Genomic DNA, 18,083 nt, shown 5'->3' with positions numbered 1-18,083 from the left:
TCTCAAATGCAAGCGCAATGAAACAGCCAGGCGAAGATGGGGGGAGTGGGAACGATGGCGGGGGAACCGCAGCAAAAGCAGGCCGCTTCCCCGAGGGAAGAAGCCCGCCAGTCACAAGATAAAGAGGGGATCAGCTGTCCATCACGGCGTGCCTGTCCTGGTGGTAGGCGTCTTCATCCTTGCCGCTGCGCCAGTAGGGGACTGCGTAGACCCGCTGGCGCTCGGCATCCAGGGCGCGTCTGACGTGGCGGCGCAGCGGCACGACCAGGCTCTCTTCCCCGCCAAACCAGAAATAGCTCCCCTCTGCGACCATGGGCTGGGCGGTGAAATGCGCCACCAGGGTCGCGGCCTGTTCCGGATTGCCCACGAACCAGCGCAGGTCGACGCCGGCCGGCAGCGACAGATCCTGCACGTCGTCCTGATGGGGGACCAGCAGGGCGATATGGCCGAGGGCATGGACCGGCATCACCTCCACCATGGCGCTGATGGCGGGCAGGGCGGTGAGATCCCCCGCCATGTAATAGTGCTCGGCCGTTTGCAGCATGGGGTCGGGGCCGCCCGGGCCCGAGATGGCGAGCCTGTCACCCGGTTTGGCGTGCAGGGCGAAACGACTGGCGGGGCCGGCCTCGCCGTGCAGGGCGAAGTCGATGTCGAGCTCCAGCGCCTCACGGCGAAACGCGCGTATGGTGAAGGTGCGAATGACGGGTTTCTGGGCGGGATCGAGCCAGCGAGGCCCCTTGTCGGTGGGGGTGGGCAACACTATCTCGCGCTGATCCGGTCGGGGCAGCATGATCTTGACATGAGCACCGCCACAGCTGAAGGGGTAGTCCACAAGCTCGGGGCTGGTCAGGCAGATTCGGCGCAGGTGCGGGCTCACATCCTGAACATGCTTGACGGTGAGCAGGCGGGGGCGATTGGCCGGGGCGGGTTGAGACATGGGCATACTCCTGGCTGATGATGGCGCCCATTCTTGACGAAATGAAAACTATTATCAATTGGTTTGTGGGCAGAATGGGTCGCGATTGACCTCCTCGGGATGTCCATCGCGATCCCACACTCTCTGCCTGGGTCAGGTTCGATCGCTTCCCCCCAGCGCCCGATAAATGCCTGCCATGTTGTTGAGCTGGGCCTGCTGCTGTGCCAGCAGAGCGAGCTCGGCATCCCACAGGCGGTTCTGCTCATCCAGCCAGGGTTGCACCCCGGTGGCTCCGGCCAGGAAACGGGCGCTTGCGAGCCTTTCGGCCTCCCGGGCATAGGCCCTCTGCTGCTCCAGATAGCGCAGCCGCTGTTCCCCTTGCTGACGGGCGGCCAGGCCATCCTCCACTTCCAGCAGCGCGGTATAGAGCTGCTTGCGAAACTCGGTTTCGGCAATCTGGTAGTCGATGTCGGCGCTGGCGATGGAGAGCCGGGTCTTGTTGTACTCGAGGAAAGGGAGCGCCAGCGTGGCGCCCAGGGTGCCGACCGGATTTTGCAGCACCTGGGTCAGGGTATCCGAGGTGGTGCTGGCACCGCCGGTCAGGCTCAGGGTGGGATAAAAGCCGGTGCGGATCTCGTCTCCCCTCGCAAGGGTCTTGCGCAGCCTGAGTTCGGCGGCGCGCACATCGGGCCGCCGGGCCAGCACATCGGCGGGAATGCCGGCCGCCACGGACGGGATCGGGTCCATTACCAGGGCGTCGGGAGCGTCAGCGAGCGGCCCGCTGCTGCGCCCCAGCAGCAGGCGAAGAGCATTGCCCGCCTGTGCCCGCTGCTGGGTGAGGGTGGCGAGCTCCGCCTGCTTGCCTGCCTTCTGCTGGCTGGCCTGTACCAGATCGAGTCGGGTCACGGCGCCCGCCTCGTATTTGGCGCGGGTCAGGCGTTCAATGCGCTCCAGATTGGCCAGTTGCTGGGTGCCCAGGGTAATGGCTGAACCGAGGTAGGCCAGTTGCCAGTATTGCTCCAGGGTCTTGCCGATGAGCAGCAACCGGGTGGCGGCCAGATCCTGTTCGCTGGCCTGTGCCTCCCAGCTCGCCTGATCCCTTGCCGCGGCCAGTCTGCCCCAGAGATCCACCTCGTAGCTGAGGTTGAGGGAGGGGCCCAGGTTGCTGCTGGCGCTGCCATCTTTCATGTTCTTGGTGCTGCTGGCCCCGAGATTGGCGCTGACCGAGGGGGTGAGGTTGGTGTCAGCCAGAGCGGCGCCGAGCAGGGCATTCTTGAGCTTGAGCCCGGCCACCCGCATGTCCGGGTTGGCGGCCAGCACCGCCTCGACCAGGCGATCGAGCGCGGGATCCTGGAATCCCTGCCACCATGGGCCAGCCTGCTGCACGGTGAGACCCCGGCTCTCCTGCTGCCATGCTGGCGCCACGTCGAGATCGGGTCTGTGATAGGTGCCCTGCTGGCTGCAGGCACCGAGGCTGGCGGTGAGCATCAGGCTTAGCCCGAGCCTTGATAGGTTGTGCATCGTCATTCCCTCGCCAGTGCCTCCACCGGATCGAGCCTGGCCGCATTGCGGGCGGGCAGGTAACCAAACAGGATCCCGATGAGGGAGGAGCACCCGAAGGCCATCAGGATGGAGAAGAGCGAGAAGCGCATCTGGAAGCTTTCCACGAGCAGGGAGAAGAGAGCGCCGATGAGCAGGGCGAGGCCGATACCGAGCAGCCCCCCCAGCAGGCTGACCATCACCGCCTCGATGAGGAACTGTTGCAATATGTCAGACTGGCGGGCGCCGACGGCGATGCGGATCCCTATCTCCCGGGTGCGCTCCACCACCGAGACCAGCATGATGTTCATCACTCCGACGCCGCCGACGATGAGGGAGATCACCGCGATGGCGGAGACCAGCAGTGTCAGGGTGGCGGTGGTCTTCTCCACCGATTTGACGATGCTGTCGCTGCTGAAGGTGAAGAAGTCCTTCACGCCGTGGCGCTGGGTCAGCAGGGCGACTGCCGCCTGCTCGGCCAGGGCGGGCTGGACGCCGTCTTTGACCCGGATGGTGATCTGGGTGAAGTGCTGCTGGGAGAGGAGACGGCTCATGACGGCGCTGTAGGGGAGCCAGACATTGACCGACTGGCTGCTGCGGCCAAAGCCGGTCTCCTGGGTGACCACCCCCACGATGCGCACCGGCAGGGTGCCGACCAGCACCACCTGGCCGACCGGGTCCACCTTGCCGAGCAGGCTCTCTATGGTCTTGCCATCCACCACGGCGACTGCCGTCCGGTTTCGAATGTCCCGCTCATCGAGCAGGCGCCCCTGGGTGAGCGTCATCCCCTTGACCCGGAAAAAGTCGTTGCCGACCCCGATCACGCTGCCGCTGCTGGTCTTGTTGCGATAGCGAAGCTGGCCCGACGTCGCTATCTGGGGGCTGGCCCCCTCCAGATAGGGCTGGCCGAGCAGCGCGTCGAGATCCCGCTCGTTCAGGGTCTGGATGCTGGCGGCCTTCTCGTCTCCCCAGTCCTTGCCGGGGAAGATGTCGATGGTGTTGGTGCCCATGGCGTTGATGTCGTCGATCACCTTGGCGCGCGCCCCCTGACCGAGCGCCACCACGCTGACCACGGCGGCGATGCCGATGATGATGCCGAGCATGGTGAGGAAGGTGCGCATGCGATGGGCCAGCATGGCGTGCAGGGCCATGCGCCCCGCCTCCCGGTAGCGATCCCAGCCCCGGCTTGCGGTGCGGACGGCGGCGCCTGTTCCCTGTACATCTTGCCCGACAGGGGGAGGGGCCAGCTGGCTGCCGTCACCTGGCTGCGGGTGGGCCGGCGTCCCGGATAGGGAGGGTGAGGCTGCGTTGTCATCGGTCGCCCGATGGCCGCTGTCCTCCACTACCCGCCCGTCACGCAGGGTGATGATGCGATCCGCATGGCTTGCCACCGCCATGTCGTGGGTCACCAGAATGATGGTGTGGCCCTGGGCGTGCAGCTCCTTGAGGATGGCCATCACCTCCTTGCCGCTCTGGCTGTCGAGAGCGCCGGTGGGTTCGTCCGCCAGGATCACCTCGCCGCCGTTGGCGAGCGCCCGGGCAATACTGACCCGCTGCTGCTGACCGCCGGAGAGCTGGCCGGGTCTGTGGTGGCTGCGATCCTGCAGTCCCAGGCGGGTCAGCAAGGAGCGGGCACGGGCCTGGCGATCAAGGCGGGCAGTGCCGGCATAGATGGCGGGGATCTCCACGTTGGCGGCCGCATCCAGATGGGGCAGCAGGTGATAGCGCTGGAAGATGAAGCCGAAGTGGTGGCAGCGCAGCCGTGCCAGGGAGAGGGCATCCAGGGTCGCGGTGTCCTGGCCGCGAAACAGATACTGGCCCCCGCTCGGGCGATCGAGGCAGCCCAGCAGGTTCATCAGGGTCGATTTGCCGGAGCCGGAGGCGCCGACGATGGCCACCATCTCCCCGGCATCGATGGCGAGATCCAGCGGGTGCAGCACGGTCACTTCGTGCTCTCCGCTTTGGTAGCGCCGCTCGATGCCCTTGAGACGGATCAGGGGCTCGCTCACGGCTCCATCTCCCCTTCATCGTGCAGGGCCGGCTTGCCCTGCTCCAGGATCACCTTCTCATGCTCGGTCAGGCCGCTCACCACCTCAATCTTGATGTCATCCTTCATGCCGGTCTTGATGCGGCGGGTCTCTCTCTGGTCCCCCGCCTTGAGCAGGCTGACCTCGTACTCGTTGTCGCCAATCTTCTTGCCGAGGGCGGTCTGGGGAATGGCCAGTACCTGCTTGCGCTCGCCGAGTACGATGGTGACCTGGGTCGTCATGGCGACCCTCAACTGATGGCCGGGGTTGGGCACATCGAACAGGGCATAGTAGTAGATGGCCGCATTGCTGGTGGCCGTGGTGCTGGCCGTCTGCTCATTGATGTTGGTGGGGGCCAGCTCGACCGTGCGAAGGGTACCGTGGTAGCGAGTATCCGGATCCCCTATCAGGGTGAAATAGACCGGCATGCCCGCCTTGACACGGGTGACGTCCGCTTCGGAGGTCTGGGCCTTGACCGTCATGGTGTCGAGATTGGCGAGCTTGAGCAGGGTCGGTACAGTCTGGCTGGCGGCCAGGGTCTGCCCCTGCCGGGTGACGATGGAGACGACGGTACCATCCATGGGGGCCTGAATGCGGTTGTAGCCGAGCTCCGTCTTGGCGCGTTCCACCTTGATGATGGCGTTGTCGATGTCGGCCTGGGCGCTTTGCAGCTCGGCCCGGGTGACGGCAAGCTGGGCTTCGGCGCTCTCCAGATCCGCACGAGAGCTCGCTTCCTGCCGAAACATCTGCTGCTGGCGGCGCCAGGCAAGCTCGTTCTGTTTGAGCTGTGCCTGCTTGATCTTGAGCTGGGCGCGGCGGCTGGCCAGCTCAGCTTCGGAGGTCTTGAGGTTGTTCTGGGCGATCAGGGGATCGATCTCCGCCAGCAGCTCTCCTTGTTTGACCTGTTGACCCGCTTCCACCGCGAGATAGGTGACCTGACCCGAGACCTGGGCCCCCACATCCACCTGCTCGATGGCCTGCAGTACGCCACTTGCGAGCACCGTCTGCTCCACATCCTGTCGGGTAACCGTTGCGGTCAGTACCGGGTCCGGTGTGTTGCCTGGCCAGGCCAGCCAGGTGACGAGAGGGATCAGCACAAGGGCGAGCAGGGCGAGCTTGCCGGGTTTTCGAAGAGCTTTCATTTATCACCTGAACGAAACGAGCGAAGGCGTGCAAGGGCCATATCGTGCAGCAAATGGCCCTCAAAAAGAAGCGAGCAATGTGTAAGAAATCGTGTGGTTCTGGCGGTGACGCAGTGGAGGAGGTCAAGCTGGGGGAGGATGACGGCGGGGCGTCAGAAACAAGAAGACCCGTTCAGGGAGCGGGTCTTGTGGTGTCAACCGACGGCTTTGAGCAAGGCGGCGTGAGGCTCGTGGCAGATCTGGATATCGAGGGGCAGTTTGTAGAGGAGCAGGCGGGCCAGCGAGCCCTCCATCCAGTGATGACGGCTGCCGACCAGCAAGAGGTCGGCGGGGTGGGCGGCCAGCCAGCGCTGGAGATCCGGCACCACGTCATCTACCACCAGACACTGGTAATCCACTGGATGAGACAGCTGGGTGATGAGTTCACTGATGATCGCCTTGGCATCCAGGGTGCCCTGGGCGCTGCGCTCCTCTTGTGACAGGGACAGACTATTGCGACGGGTCTTGCTGCTGTGGGTCAGGTGCAACAAGGTCAGGTTGGCGCCCAGCCCTTGTGCCAGACGGCTCGCCTTGGCCAGTGTCTCCTGCTCGTAATCCTTGCCTTCCAGCAACAGCACAATATTGGTCGGGCTCATAAGCAGTTCTCCTTGGCAGGTGCGGGTCAGACGGCGGAAGCGCGCTCCCATCCTCCCTTCCCGCGAAATGTCAGCTCAAACGAACCCGGTGTGTTTGCATCAAGCGTCACCTTCTGTCGATGGCAACTGAAGGTACCGAGCCCGTTTACATCATCATAACAGACTGAGTTGAATGGAAAATGAAGGAGTGGGTCCGTTCAATATGTGAATGAGTGCAACGAAGATGAGTGGGCGTTCTGACCATGGCGATGGAAACCCGACTGGGTGATGACCAGACTGACAGGCTCAGATTGAGCATCAAGACACGTGCCGCGGATTAGCCGATTAGCCAGGGCAGCCCCTCTTTCTTGCGGCTCACGGCATGGGCCAACCAGGCCGGCGCCGTCGGCAAGAGGCTTCAACTGGCAGCCGCTATGATGACTCGGTCAATCTGAAAGGGCCGACATGGACGGGAGGATGTCCCGCCGGCCCCGTGGTCAGCTTGCGAGCAACTCACGGGCATTGGCCAGGGTGTTGTCGGTGATCTGATCGCCCCCCAACAGGCGGGCCAGTTCGTTGAGCCGGGCGCCCGGGGTGAGCGCCTGCATCTGGGTTTCCGTTGTCTTGCCGTCGGTGTGTTTGCTCACCACCATGTGCTGGTGACCCTTGCCTGCCACCTGGGGCAGGTGGGTGACCACCATCACCTGGGTGGATTCGCCGAGCTGGCGCAACAGGCGGCCCACCACGGCGGCGGTCGGGCCGCTGATCCCCACATCCACTTCGTCGAAGATAAGGGTCGGGGTGGAGATCTTGCGTGCACTGATCACCACGATGGCGAGGCTGATACGCGACAGCTCGCCGCCGGAAGCCACCTTGCCAAGGGGTTGGATGGGCTGACCCGGGTTGGTGGTGACCATGAACTCCACCCGATCGATGCCAAGGGGCGAGAGGCTGCTCTGGGCATCGGGTCGCACCTCGATGGCGAAGCGGCCATCTGGCATCGCCAGTTCGTGCATGCTGGCGCTTACCTTCGCGCCCAGCTCCTCGGCATAGCGCTGGCGGCTCTGGCTCAGGGCCTCGGCGGCCTGCACGAAGGCCTGGCGGGCCGAGGCCAGCTCGTCCTCCATCCCCTCGAGGCGTTCCTCGTCGGAGTTGAGGCGGGCCAGATCGGCAGCCAGCTCCTGATGGTGCAGGGCCAGCTCCGCCGGTTTGACATGGTGCTTGCGTGCCAGGTTGATGGCCTTGGAGAGGCGGCTCTCCAGCTCGTTGAAGCGCTCTGGATCCAGTTCCAGCCGGTCGAGATAGCTGCGCAGCTCGCTGTGGCTCTCCTGTACGCCGATCAGGGCTTCGTTGAGCATGCCGAGCACGTTGCCAAGCCGGCTGTCCATGCCGACCAGGGTCTCGGCCCTGTCCACCGCCGTCTGCAGCAGACCGGCGATGGTGGTCTCTTCATTGTCATAGAGCAGATCGAGGCAATACCCGCACTCCTGCATCAGCTCGGTGCCATTGGCGAGCCGCTGATGCTCCTCTTCAATCTCTTCAAATTCTCCCGGCTGAAGGGCAAATTCGTCCAGCTCCTGCACCTGGTATTCGATGAGTTGACGGCGGGCTTCCCGCTGCTGCTGCTCGGCCTTGAGCCGGTTGAGCTCGTTTTGCAACTGGCGCCACTGCTGGTAGTGGCGGCGCACATCGTCGAGGAGCAGATGATGACCGGCGTAGCCGTCCAGCAGGGCGAGCTGGTAATCGGGTTTGAGCAGCATCTGGTGAGCGTGCTGACCGTGGACGTTGACCAGCAACTGACCCAGGTTCCTGAGCTGGGCGAGGGGGACGGGAACCCCGTTGATATAGCTGCGAGAGCGCCCCTCGGCGGACAGTACCCGCCGGACGATGCACTCACCGTCATTTTCAAGCTCGTTGGTGGCGAGCCAGGCCCGGGCGGCAGGATTACCCTCCAGCAGGAAGCGGGCACTCACCTCGGTCTTGTCGCTGCCCGGGCGCACCATGCTGGCTTCGGCGCGCTCCCCCAGGCACAGCCCCAGAGCATCGATGGCGATGGATTTGCCCGCCCCGGTCTCCCCGGTGATGCAGGTCATCCCCGGTTGCAGATCGAGCTCGAGAAACTTGACGATGGCGAAGTTGTTGACGGTCAGCTGGGTCAGCATGGTCTCATCCTGTATGGGTCAACATTACTGTGTATGCATCCAGTATATACTGGTTTTATATACAGTAAAGTGGGCAGGGAGGATTTTTGCGAAACAGGGGGAGGGCAAGGATGTCAAGGCCGCGGCATGGGTGTGACGCCGATCAGATGGCCTGCAAATCAACCTGCGTACCTGGCATGGGCTGAGGCGATGCGAGAAGCCACCTTGAGGGGCTCTCTTGTGGTGAGTGGCTGGCTGAGACACACTCGAAACAGTCCTGGTTGAGCCTGGGCTGTGCACAGACCTCTTCGCAAGGATGCGTCACGATGATCCATACCCCGACCCTGCTGCTGATCTCCCTGGCAATCAACCTGATGTCGGGGCTGATCATGTTGTTCATCCACTCCCTGAAGCCAGGTCGAGGCAACTTTCTGTACTGGTCCCTCTCCGCTTTTCTCTTCTCCCTCTCCATCCTGCTGCTCAGTCTGGGGGTATTGGGAGGGTATCCGGCGCTGGGCATCCGGGTCGGCGGCCTGGTCTCGATCATGAGCATCCTGCTGTTGCTCGCCGGTTTTTGTGCGCTTTACGAGCGCGCATGGCATCCCCGTGCCGTGGGGGGAGGCGTGGCGGTGTTGCTGCTGCTCTATCTGGGACTGTCCAGCCTCGCCCCCGTGCGCATTGTGCTGGCTCTGATGGAGTCGATGTTGTACCTGTGGTGCGCCTGCCTCATCGTCTCTCTCGGCCGGCAACAGAAGCGGGTGCTCCATGTGGTGGCGCTCATTTACCTTCTGCATTTCACCATCCTGCTGAGTCAGGGGGGGCTGCTCTTGCTGGGAGCCGAAGGGCGGATGGGAGACGGAGGCTGGCTCGATCTCATCTTCTTCATGCACATGGTGCTGACCATCGGCTCGGTGTTGCTGCTGCCTCTGGTGGCCTATGTGGAGACGGAGGAGGCATTGCTGGCGCTCTCGGAGCGGGATCCCCTCACCGGGGTGCTCAATCGGCGCGGTCTCTTCAGGCAGGGAGAGGGGGCTACGCCTGGCCAGACGCGCTGCGTGGTGGTCCTGGACATCGATCACTTCAAGCGGGTCAACGACCAGTTTGGTCACGGCTGCGGGGATGAGGTCATTCGCTATGTGGCCGGGGTGCTGGTGGCCGAGGTACGCAAGGATGATCTGGTGGGGCGCATCGGTGGCGAGGAGTTCGCCATCATCATGGGGGGCGTGAGCGGCCGGATGGCCCACGACATCTGTGACCGGATCCGCCGCCAGATAGAGACGGGCTCCCGGCAGGGGGCCTGCCTGCCGTGCGAGGGGGTCACGGTGAGCATGGGGGTCGTGTGCGCCAGTGCCGAGGCTGACCTGGCACTGATGCTGACCAAAGCCGATGCTGCCATGTACCGGGTGAAGGAAGCGGGGAGAAACGGGGTGCATCTGGCATTCGAGCCGGTACCGCCTCGGCTGGTCGAAAGCAGCGAGGGGTAGACCCTCGCCACCGGTGTTGCCTGGCTAGAAGAGCTTGCTGCCCCAACCGAGCTTGTTGCGCAGCACGTGGAAGTAGCTGTAATCCAGGGGATGCACCAGATGCAGCTTGTGGCTGCTCTTCTTGATGAGGATCTCGTCCCCCGGGTGGACCGCCAGGGTGACCTGGCCGTCGCAGCTCACCTGCATGGCGTCGTCCTGGTTGTCCGGCGAGACCAGCAGCCGCACTTCGCTGTCCGCATCCAGCACGATGGGGCGGCTGCTCAGGGTGTGCGGGAACATGGGCACCAGCGTGATGGCGTTGAGTTTGGGGGTGAGAATGGCGCCCCCTGCCGACAGGGAGTAGGCGGTGGAGCCGGTGGGTGTCGCCACTATGATGCCGTCCGAGCGCTGGCTGTACATGAAGCTGCCGTCGATGTAGACCTCGAACTCGATCATGTGGGCGATCTTGCCCGGGTGAAGCACCGCCTCGTTGACCGCGAGGTTGCTCGACTTGCGCTCCCCGTGGCGATAGACGGCGGCCTCCAGCAGGAAGCGATGCTCGCTCTTGAAGTGACCCGAGAGCACCTGCTCCAGGGGCAGCAGATAATCCTGGGGCGAGAGATCGGTCAGGAAGCCGAGGTTGCCCCGGTTCACCCCGATCACCGCCACATCGAACCGTGACAGCACCCGGGCGGCCCCCAGCATGTTGCCGTCACCGCCGACGACGATGGCGAGATCCGCCTGCTCGCCGAGCTGCACCAGATCCATCACGTTCTCCCCGAGCAGCCCCAGGGTATGGGCCACCCGGCTCTCCAGCAGCACGCGAAAGCCGCGGCTGGTCAGGTACTGATACAGGCCGGTCAGGGTCTGGTTGGCCCCCTCGTGATGGGGCTTGCCGATGAGGGCAACGGTTTTGAACGGAGAATCCATAGGTTATCGGGTCTGGGAGAGTCTTGGGGGGAGTATACCGCGCTTTGCCGGGGATTTGTCTGCCTCCGTGGCGGTTGGTGCAATCGGCCCCGAAAAGGGGCTGCCTGGCACGCGGATGGGCGCCATTGTGCCCGATCTGCCCTTTTCCCCTTGAAAGCCGGGGCTGTGTCCCCATAATAGCGCCAACACAGGGTCTGCTGGCGCGTGTCGCTTGTCTGAACGCCAGCCACCCTCACACGCAACCCCTGAATATTGGAGATGTCATGAGCCACGAAGAACAAAAGGTTGAAGCGATGGAGCAAGTGGAAGCCCAGCCAGTCGAACCGACCGATGTAGACAGTGAAGTGACAGCCGAGCAGGCCCGCATCGCCGAGCTGGAGGCCCAGCTGGAGGTGGCCCAGCAGGCCTCCCTGGAAGAGCGCGAGCGCGCCATTCGCGCCGTCGCCGAGATGGAGAACCTGCGTCGCCGTGCCGCTCAGGACGTGGAGAAAGCCCACAAGTTTGCACTGGAGAAGTTCGCCGCAGAGCTCTTGCCGGTGCTGGACAACCTGGAGCGCGCCATCGAGCTGGCGGACAAGGAGAACGACACCCTCAAGCCGATGATTGAAGGGGTCGAACTGACCCTGAAATCCATGCAGAGCGGCGTGGCCAAGTTCGGCCTGGTGGCGCTGGACCCGACTAACCAGCCGTTCGACCCCAATGCCCACCAGGCCATGAGCATGGTGCCCAGTGCCGATGTGGCGCCGAACACCGTGATCGCCGTGATGCAGAAGGGCTACGAGCTCAACGGCCGCGTCATCCGCCCGGCCATGGTGATGGTGTCCAAGTCCGCTGACTGATCACGCTGTTCTCACCAAGCCCGCCGCTTGGCGGGCTTTTTGTTGGATGTGGCGCCAAAAGACGTGTCTGGCGTCATTTGGCTGTCAGGTGGCCTGTATGCAGGTTTTTTCAGGGCCGGACTTGAAGCGCCGACTTGAGACCCCATATAGGTTGCAAGGCCACGGCGGCACAAAAAATTTGATGCCGGGAGCTTGAAAGCCACAGTGGCAGGCCCCACCTAGCCGTTAACGTATCAAGGCGAGCCCCTCGCCAGTTTATTCAAAGTATTTGGAGATTCGTCAAATGGGTAAAATCATCGGTATTGACCTGGGTACTACCAACTCCTGCGTCGCTATTCTGGATGGCGACCATGCTCGCGTGATCGAGAACGCGGAAGGCGACCGTACTACTCCGTCCATCATTGCCTATGCCGATGACGGCGAAATCCTGGTTGGTCAGCCGGCCAAGCGCCAAGCCATCACCAACCCGAAGAACACGCTGTTCGCCATCAAGCGTCTGATCGGCCGTCGTTTCGAAGATGACGAAGTACAACGTGACCTGAAAATCATGCCGTACGCCATCGCCAAGGCCGACAACGGTGACGCCTGGGTTGAAGTGAAAGGCAAGAAAATGGCACCGCCGCAGATCTCTGCCGAAGTGCTGAAAAAGATGAAGAAGACCGCCGAGGACTACCTGGGCGAGCCGGTGACCGAAGCCGTCATCACCGTACCGGCCTACTTCAACGACGCCCAGCGTCAGGCCACCAAGGATGCCGGTCGCATCGCCGGTCTGGACGTCAAGCGCATCATCAACGAGCCGACTGCGGCTGCGTTTGCCTACGGCGTCAACAAGGTCAAGGGTGAGCGCAAGGTTGCTGTATATGACTTAGGGGGCGGTACCTTCGATATCTCCATCATCGAGATCGACGAAGTCGAAGGCGAAACCACCTTCGAAGTACTGGCGACCAACGGTAACACCCACCTGGGTGGTGAAGACTTCGACAACCGCGTCATCAACTACCTGGTTGACGAGTTCAAGCGCGAGCAGGGCATCGATCTGCGCAATGACCAGCTGGCTCTGCAGCGTCTGAAAGACGCCGCCGAAAAAGCCAAGATCGAGCTCTCTTCTGCCCAGCAGACCGACGTGAACCTGCCGTACATCACCGCAGATGCCACCGGTCCGAAGCACATGAACATCAAGGTGACCCGCGCCAAGCTGGAATCCCTAGTGGAAGACATGGTGAAAGACTCCCTGGAGCCGGTTCGTGTCGCCCTGAAAGACTCCGGTCTGGCCGTTGGCGAGATCGACGACGTCATCCTGGTGGGCGGTCAGACCCGTATGCCGCTGGTTCAGAAGACCGTGGCCGACTTCTTCGGCAAAGAGCCGCGCAAAGACGTCAACCCGGACGAAGCCGTGGCCATGGGTGCTGCCATCCAGGGTGCCGTACTGTCCGGTGACAAGACCGACGTACTGCTGCTGGACGTGACTCCGCTCTCCCTGGGGATCGAGACCATGGGCAGCGTGATGACCGCGCTCATCGAGAAGAACACCACCATTCCGACCAAGAAGTCCCAGGTGTTCTCCACCGCCGAAGACAACCAGTCTGCCGTGACCATTCACGTGCTGCAGGGTGAGCGCAAGCGCGCCAGCGACAACAAGTCCCTGGGCCAGTTCAACCTGGAAGGCATCCGTCCGGCACCGCGCGGTCTGCCGCAGATCGAAGTGACCTTCGACATCGACGCCAACGGCATCCTGCACGTCTCCGCGAAAGACAAGGAGACCAACAAGGAGCAGAAGATCACCATTCAGGCCTCTTCCGGTCTGTCTGATGACGAGATCGAACGCATGGTACGCGAAGCCGAAGCCAACGCGGCCGAGGACAAGAAGTTCGAAGAGCTGGTGCAGGCCCGCAACCAGGCTGACGGTCTGGTCCACTCCGTGCGCAAGCAGGTCACCGAAGCCGGTGAAGCTCTGCCTGCCGACGAGAAGACCAAGATCGAGACGGCCCTGAGCGAGCTGGAATCCGCCATCAAGGGTGACGACAAGGCTGCCATCGAAGCCAAACAGCAGGCTCTGCTGGAAGCGTCCCAGAAGCTGATGGAAATTGCCCAGCAGCAGGCTCAGGCGCAAGGCGCCGCCGGTGCTGACGCCGGTCAGTCCTCCTCTTCCGCCAAGGCTGACGACGACGTGGTCGACGCCGAGTTCGAAGAAGTGAAAGACGACAAGAAATAAGCCCGACCCGGATGGGCGAAGTCCGCTTCGCCCATCGGCTCAGAATCTGTTCACGGTCTGTCGCGAGAGGCCGTCAGCAAGGTAAAGAGCAGCGCAGGAACCGGAGCGTATAGATATACGTGAGGATTCCGAGCAGCACATGAGCCTTGATCACGGCTTCGTAGTAAGAGTGTGAGCAGATTCGTCAATGAATTTACGGGCGTTGGGTAACCAACGCCCGTCTGCGTAACTGCTGATATAGCAACAGGATGAGTATGTCGAAGCGCGATTTCTACGAAGTGCTCGGGGTGTCGAAAGGTGCCGACGAGCGCGAGATCAAGAAGGCGTACAAGCGTCTGGCCATGAAGTATCACCCGGATCGCAACCAGGGTGATGCCGGGGCTGAAGAGAAGTTCAAAGAGGTCAAGGAAGCCTACGAGGTCCTGACCGACGAGAACCTGCGTGCCCGTTATGACCAGTACGGTCATGCCGGGGTGGATCCGAGCCAGGGTGGCGGCCACGGCGGCTTTGGCGGTGGCGCCGATTTCGGCGACATCTTCGGCGACGTGTTTGGCGACATCTTCGGTGGTCGCGGGGGCGGTCGTCGCGGCCCGGCCCGTGGCTCCGACCTGCGCTACAACATGGAGCTGACGCTGGAAGAGGCGGTGCGCGGGGTCTCCAAGGAGATCAAGATCCCGACCCAGGTCCACTGCGAAGTCTGCAACGGCTCCGGTGCCCATACCGGAAGCCAGGCCCAGACCTGCCCCACCTGCCACGGCTCCGGCCAGGTGCAGATGCGCCAGGGCTTCTTCGCGGTGCAACAGCCCTGCCCCCACTGTCACGGTCGCGGCAAGATCATCAAGGATCCGTGCCGCAAGTGCCATGGGGAAGGGCGTTACCAGAAGACCAAGACCCTGTCGGTCAAGATCCCGGCCGGGGTCGATACCGGGGATCGCATCCGTCTCTCCGGCGAAGGGGAAGCGGGGGAAACCGGCGCATCGGCGGGGGATCTCTACGTACAGGTTCACGTGCGCGAGCACGAGATCTTCGTCCGTGACGGCAACGACCTCTACTGCGAAGTGCCCATCAGCTTCACCACGGCGGCGCTCGGCGGCGAGATTGAAGTGCCGACCCTGGATGGTCGGGTCAAGCTCAAGGTGACCCCGGAGACCCAGACCGGCAAGCTGTTCCGCCTGCGGGGCAAGGGCGTCAAGTCCGTGCGCTCCGGCCAGGTGGGGGATCTGATGTGTAAGGTGGTGATCGAGACTCCGGTCAAGCTGACCGAGACCCAGAAAGATCTGCTACGCCAGCTGGACGACTCCTTCAGCGGCGCCGCTGCCAAGACCCACAAGCCGAAATCCGAAGGCTTCTTCGAAGGGGTGAAACGCTTCTTCGACGACCTGACCAAATAAACGCGACCCGCGTTACCCAAGCCGGCACGGATGTGCCGGCTTTTTTTTGCCCGCCATCTGGCCTGGATCCGCCCTTATTGAGTGGATCCCGATGAGGGATCCTCCTCACAACTTCCGCCAATTCCCCCTGTACAAATGTTATCCCGCTCACACTCCTGCTGAAACGGTTTAGCTGGCATATTGAGTCAGCTAAAGCGGTTTAGCTATCCTCGGCTCGTCAACAACAACAGAGCCCGGACGGGCGACAGAAGACAGGTGAGGACGATGACGATGTTCAAGAGCAAGTTGGCGCTGGCCGTGGCGCTGGGATTGGGAATGAGCAGCCCGCTGTGGGCGGCGGATGGTGGTATCGAAGCCAGGCTGGCGGCGCTGGAGGCGCGGGTGCAGGCAGCCGAGGCGCGCGCCACCGCTGCCGAAGCGCGGGCCGATGAGGCCCAGAGCAAGGCGAGCGAAGCCCGCGAGACCGCCGCCGTGGCCAAGGCCCAGAGCGAGAAAGTGGACAAGCAGACCGCCGGGGCCCAGGGCTTCGAGTTCCACGGCTATGCCCGCTCGGGCCTGCTGGTGAACGGCAATGGCAACGGTGGCCGCGGCGGCCCCTACATCACCCCGGCCGGCTCGGTGGGCGGCGCCGTGGGTCGCCTTGGCAACGAGGATGACACCTACATGGAGGCCAACCTGCTGAAGACCCAGACCTTCGACGATGGCAGCTGGGCCCGCTACAAGCTGATGCTGGCGGACGGGGTGGAGACCAGCAACGACTGGACCGCCAGCGATTCCAGCCTCAACACCCGCCAGGTGTTTGCCGAAATCGGCGATCTGGCGAGCTTCAGCGGTCCTTTCCAGCACTCGGTGCTCTGGGCGGGCAAGCGCTTTGACCGGGACAACTTCGACATCCACTGGCTCGACTCGGACGTGGTCTTCCTGGCCGGCACCGGCGGCGGCGTCTACGACGTGCAGCTGGCCGACAGCTGGAAGGCGAACTTCTCCCTCTACGGGCGCGACTACGGCGACATCAGCGCGAGCGGTCTCTCCGACATCGAAAGCTACATCCTCACCATGAACAACCGCGTTGGCAACTGGCAGTGGATGCTGAACGGCCTCTCCGCCAAGGACAACGAGGCGCGCATCAATGACGGCGGCGCGGGCAGCGAAGCGGCGAACAAGGGGGCCCACACCCTGGTGGCCTACCACGCCGACAGTTTCTTTGGCATCAACCCCGGTTTCTCCAAGGCGGCGGTGCTGTATGGCCACGGTCTGGGTGCCGAGCTCAAGGGGCTGGGCTCCGACAGCGAGCTGCTGCCGGATGCCGATGCGGTGCGGGTCGCCGTGTTTGGTGCCACCGATCTTGCCCCGCGCTGGCGTGTCGCCCCGGCCCTGCTGGCCGAGCACAGCCAGGATCGTTACGTGAAGGGGGACGAGTACCGCTGGGTGACCCTCAATGGCCGCCTGGCCCAGGTACTGAGCCAGAACGTCGAGCTGGTCTACGAGGCGACCTGGCAGTACATGGACCTCGATCCCAAGGGCTACAAGGGTCGTCAGGCGGTGAGCGGCGATTTCACCAAGCTCACCTTCGCGCCGACCTTCAAGGCGCAGACCGCCGGTTTCTTCGAGCGGCCCGAGCTTCGGGTGTTCGCCACCTGGATGGACTGGTCCTCCGAGCTCGACAACTACGCCAGCTCCGATGCCATGGGCCAGAGCAACTTCACCGCCGGGGGCGAGTGGAACTTCGGCGTGCAGATGGAAACCTGGTTCTAGTTCGTTATCCCGATCACAAAAATGGCAGGCGGCCCCGGGATCTGTTGGTTAGCTAAAACGGTTTAGCTGATAATGCGGACCCAGAACCCGGGGCTGACCCCGGCAAATCCTGTGCAGCAGTGGAGTAGCAACAAGGTGACGAATCGTGTGTGGGTAATGGGGGATGCGGTAGTGGACTTGATCCCGGAAGGGGAGCAGCACTACCTCAAGTGTCCGGGTGGCGCACCGGCCAACGTGGCGGTGGGCGTTGCCCGGCTCGGCGGGGAGTCGGCCTTCATTGGCCGGGTCGGCGCGGATCCCTTCGGCCGCTTCATGGGGGAGACCCTGGCCAGGGAGGGGGTCGACATTCGCCACCTGATCCTGGATCCGGCCCATCGCACCAGCACGGTGCTGGTGGATCTCGATGAGGCGGGGGAGCGCAGCTTCACCTTCATGGTGCGCCCGAGCGCCGATCAGTTCCTGAGCCACGCCGATCTGCCGGTCTTCCAGGCCGGGCAGTGGCTGCTGACCTGCTCCATTGCGCTCGCCAACGAGCCGGTGCGCAGCAGTTGTCTGCAAGCCATGGCGACCATCCGGGCCGTCGGGGGGCGGGTCTGCTTCGACCCCAACCTGAGGCCAGAGGTGTGGGGCAACCCTGCCGAGATGCTGCCCGTGGTGCGCGAGGCCATGGCCCTCGCAGACGTGGTCAAGCTCTCGGTGGAGGAGCTGCAACTGCTGAGCGGTCTGGACGATCTGGCGGCGGGGCTTGCCACTCTTTCAGGCCCGGCACTGGTGCTGGTGACCCGGGGGGCGGGGGGCGTGGTGGCCCGTCTGGGTGGCGAGTTGCTGGAGTGGGTGGGGCCCAAAGTGACGCCACTCGATACCACGGGGGCGGGGGACGCCTTCGTCGCCGGGCTGCTGGCGGCCTTGGCCGAACGGACCTCGCTGCCGACGCAGGCCGAGCTGCCCGCCATCCTGGCTCAGGCCCACGGCTGCGGGGCGCTCGCCACCACCGCCAAGGGGGCGATGACGGCACTGCCCACCCGCACCCGGCTGGATGAATTTTTGCGATCAGGCGCAGACGGCTGTTGATCTGCGGCTAGAACCGCGGGTCGACAGCCCCTACTCTCATGTG

The 18,083-nt window shown here is 63.5% G+C and carries 13 protein-coding genes; 6 read left to right on the top strand and 7 right to left on the bottom strand.

Annotation, left to right across the window (positions count from 1 at the left end; translation table 11 throughout):
• Window positions 1-130: 130 nt before the first annotated feature.
• The 6 genes from AB5Y80_RS13605 to recN all read right to left on the bottom strand — a co-directional run bounded on the left by AB5Y80_RS13605 (window position 131) and on the right by recN (window position 8,400).
• Window positions 131-937 carry a siderophore-interacting protein gene (locus AB5Y80_RS13605; protein WP_368173063.1) on the bottom strand — a complete coding sequence of 269 codons (807 nt, stop codon included), beginning with the start codon at window positions 935-937 and terminating at the stop codon, window positions 131-133.
• Window positions 938-1,069: 132 nt separating this feature from the next.
• Complete coding sequence (locus tag AB5Y80_RS13600; protein WP_368173062.1) at window positions 1,070-2,443, bottom strand: efflux transporter outer membrane subunit; 1,374 nt, start codon at window positions 2,441-2,443, stop codon at window positions 1,070-1,072.
• Window positions 2,440-4,464 (bottom strand): MacB family efflux pump subunit, encoded by a 2,025-nt coding sequence (locus tag AB5Y80_RS13595; RefSeq protein ID WP_368173061.1) that lies wholly within the window; start codon window positions 4,462-4,464, stop codon window positions 2,440-2,442. Before AB5Y80_RS13595 ends, AB5Y80_RS13600 begins: the two co-directional genes overlap by 4 nt.
• Window positions 4,461-5,624, bottom strand: coding sequence for an efflux RND transporter periplasmic adaptor subunit (locus AB5Y80_RS13590; protein WP_368173060.1), 1,164 nt, complete (start codon window positions 5,622-5,624; stop codon window positions 4,461-4,463). The genes AB5Y80_RS13595 and AB5Y80_RS13590 overlap by 4 nt, the downstream gene beginning before the upstream one ends.
• A 194-nt stretch (window positions 5,625-5,818) precedes the next feature.
• Window positions 5,819-6,259 carry a universal stress protein gene (locus tag AB5Y80_RS13585; RefSeq protein WP_042864170.1) on the bottom strand — a complete coding sequence of 147 codons (441 nt, stop codon included), beginning with the start codon at window positions 6,257-6,259 and terminating at the stop codon, window positions 5,819-5,821.
• Between the two features lie 476 nt (window positions 6,260-6,735).
• Window positions 6,736-8,400: a DNA repair protein RecN gene (recN, locus tag AB5Y80_RS13580; RefSeq protein ID WP_042014248.1), complete on the bottom strand. Its 1,665-nt coding sequence runs from the start codon at window positions 8,398-8,400 to the stop codon at window positions 6,736-6,738.
• A gap of 305 nt (window positions 8,401-8,705) precedes the next feature.
• Between recN and AB5Y80_RS13575 the strand changes: the two genes are divergently transcribed.
• Window positions 8,706-9,863: a GGDEF domain-containing protein gene (locus tag AB5Y80_RS13575; protein ID WP_368173059.1), complete on the top strand. Its 1,158-nt coding sequence runs from the start codon at window positions 8,706-8,708 to the stop codon at window positions 9,861-9,863.
• Window positions 9,864-9,887: 24 nt separating this feature from the next.
• Here AB5Y80_RS13575 and nadK read toward each other — a convergent pair whose 3' ends face one another.
• Window positions 9,888-10,772, bottom strand: a complete 885-nt coding sequence (gene nadK, locus AB5Y80_RS13570; RefSeq protein ID WP_010673644.1) for an NAD(+) kinase — start codon at window positions 10,770-10,772, stop codon at window positions 9,888-9,890.
• 263 nt (window positions 10,773-11,035) lie between these two features.
• Between nadK and grpE the strand changes: the two genes are divergently transcribed.
• From grpE to AB5Y80_RS13545, 5 genes are all read left to right on the top strand, one after another.
• Window positions 11,036-11,611, top strand: a complete 576-nt coding sequence (gene grpE, locus AB5Y80_RS13565) for a nucleotide exchange factor GrpE (protein WP_182957717.1) — start codon at window positions 11,036-11,038, stop codon at window positions 11,609-11,611.
• 283 nt (window positions 11,612-11,894) lie between these two features.
• Window positions 11,895-13,823, top strand: a complete 1,929-nt coding sequence (dnaK, locus tag AB5Y80_RS13560; protein WP_010673646.1) for a molecular chaperone DnaK — start codon at window positions 11,895-11,897, stop codon at window positions 13,821-13,823.
• A gap of 254 nt (window positions 13,824-14,077) precedes the next feature.
• Window positions 14,078-15,214 (top strand): molecular chaperone DnaJ, encoded by a 1,137-nt coding sequence (dnaJ, locus tag AB5Y80_RS13555; protein ID WP_039039235.1) that lies wholly within the window; start codon window positions 14,078-14,080, stop codon window positions 15,212-15,214.
• Window positions 15,215-15,478: 264 nt separating this feature from the next.
• Complete coding sequence (locus tag AB5Y80_RS13550) at window positions 15,479-16,969, top strand: carbohydrate porin (protein ID WP_080767822.1); 1,491 nt, start codon at window positions 15,479-15,481, stop codon at window positions 16,967-16,969.
• 111 nt (window positions 16,970-17,080) lie between these two features.
• On the top strand, window positions 17,081-18,040 hold the full coding sequence (locus AB5Y80_RS13545; protein WP_324021078.1) for an aminoimidazole riboside kinase: 960 nt from the start codon (window positions 17,081-17,083) through the stop codon (window positions 18,038-18,040).
• Window positions 18,041-18,083 lie beyond the last annotated feature (43 nt).

The sequence above is a fragment of the Aeromonas sp. R2-1 genome (assembly GCF_040908425.1).
In the GTDB taxonomy this organism is placed as follows: domain Bacteria; phylum Pseudomonadota; class Gammaproteobacteria; order Enterobacterales; family Aeromonadaceae; genus Aeromonas; species Aeromonas caviae.
Note: the sequence above shows the minus strand (reverse complement) of the source record. Positions and strands in the feature narration are given on the sequence as shown.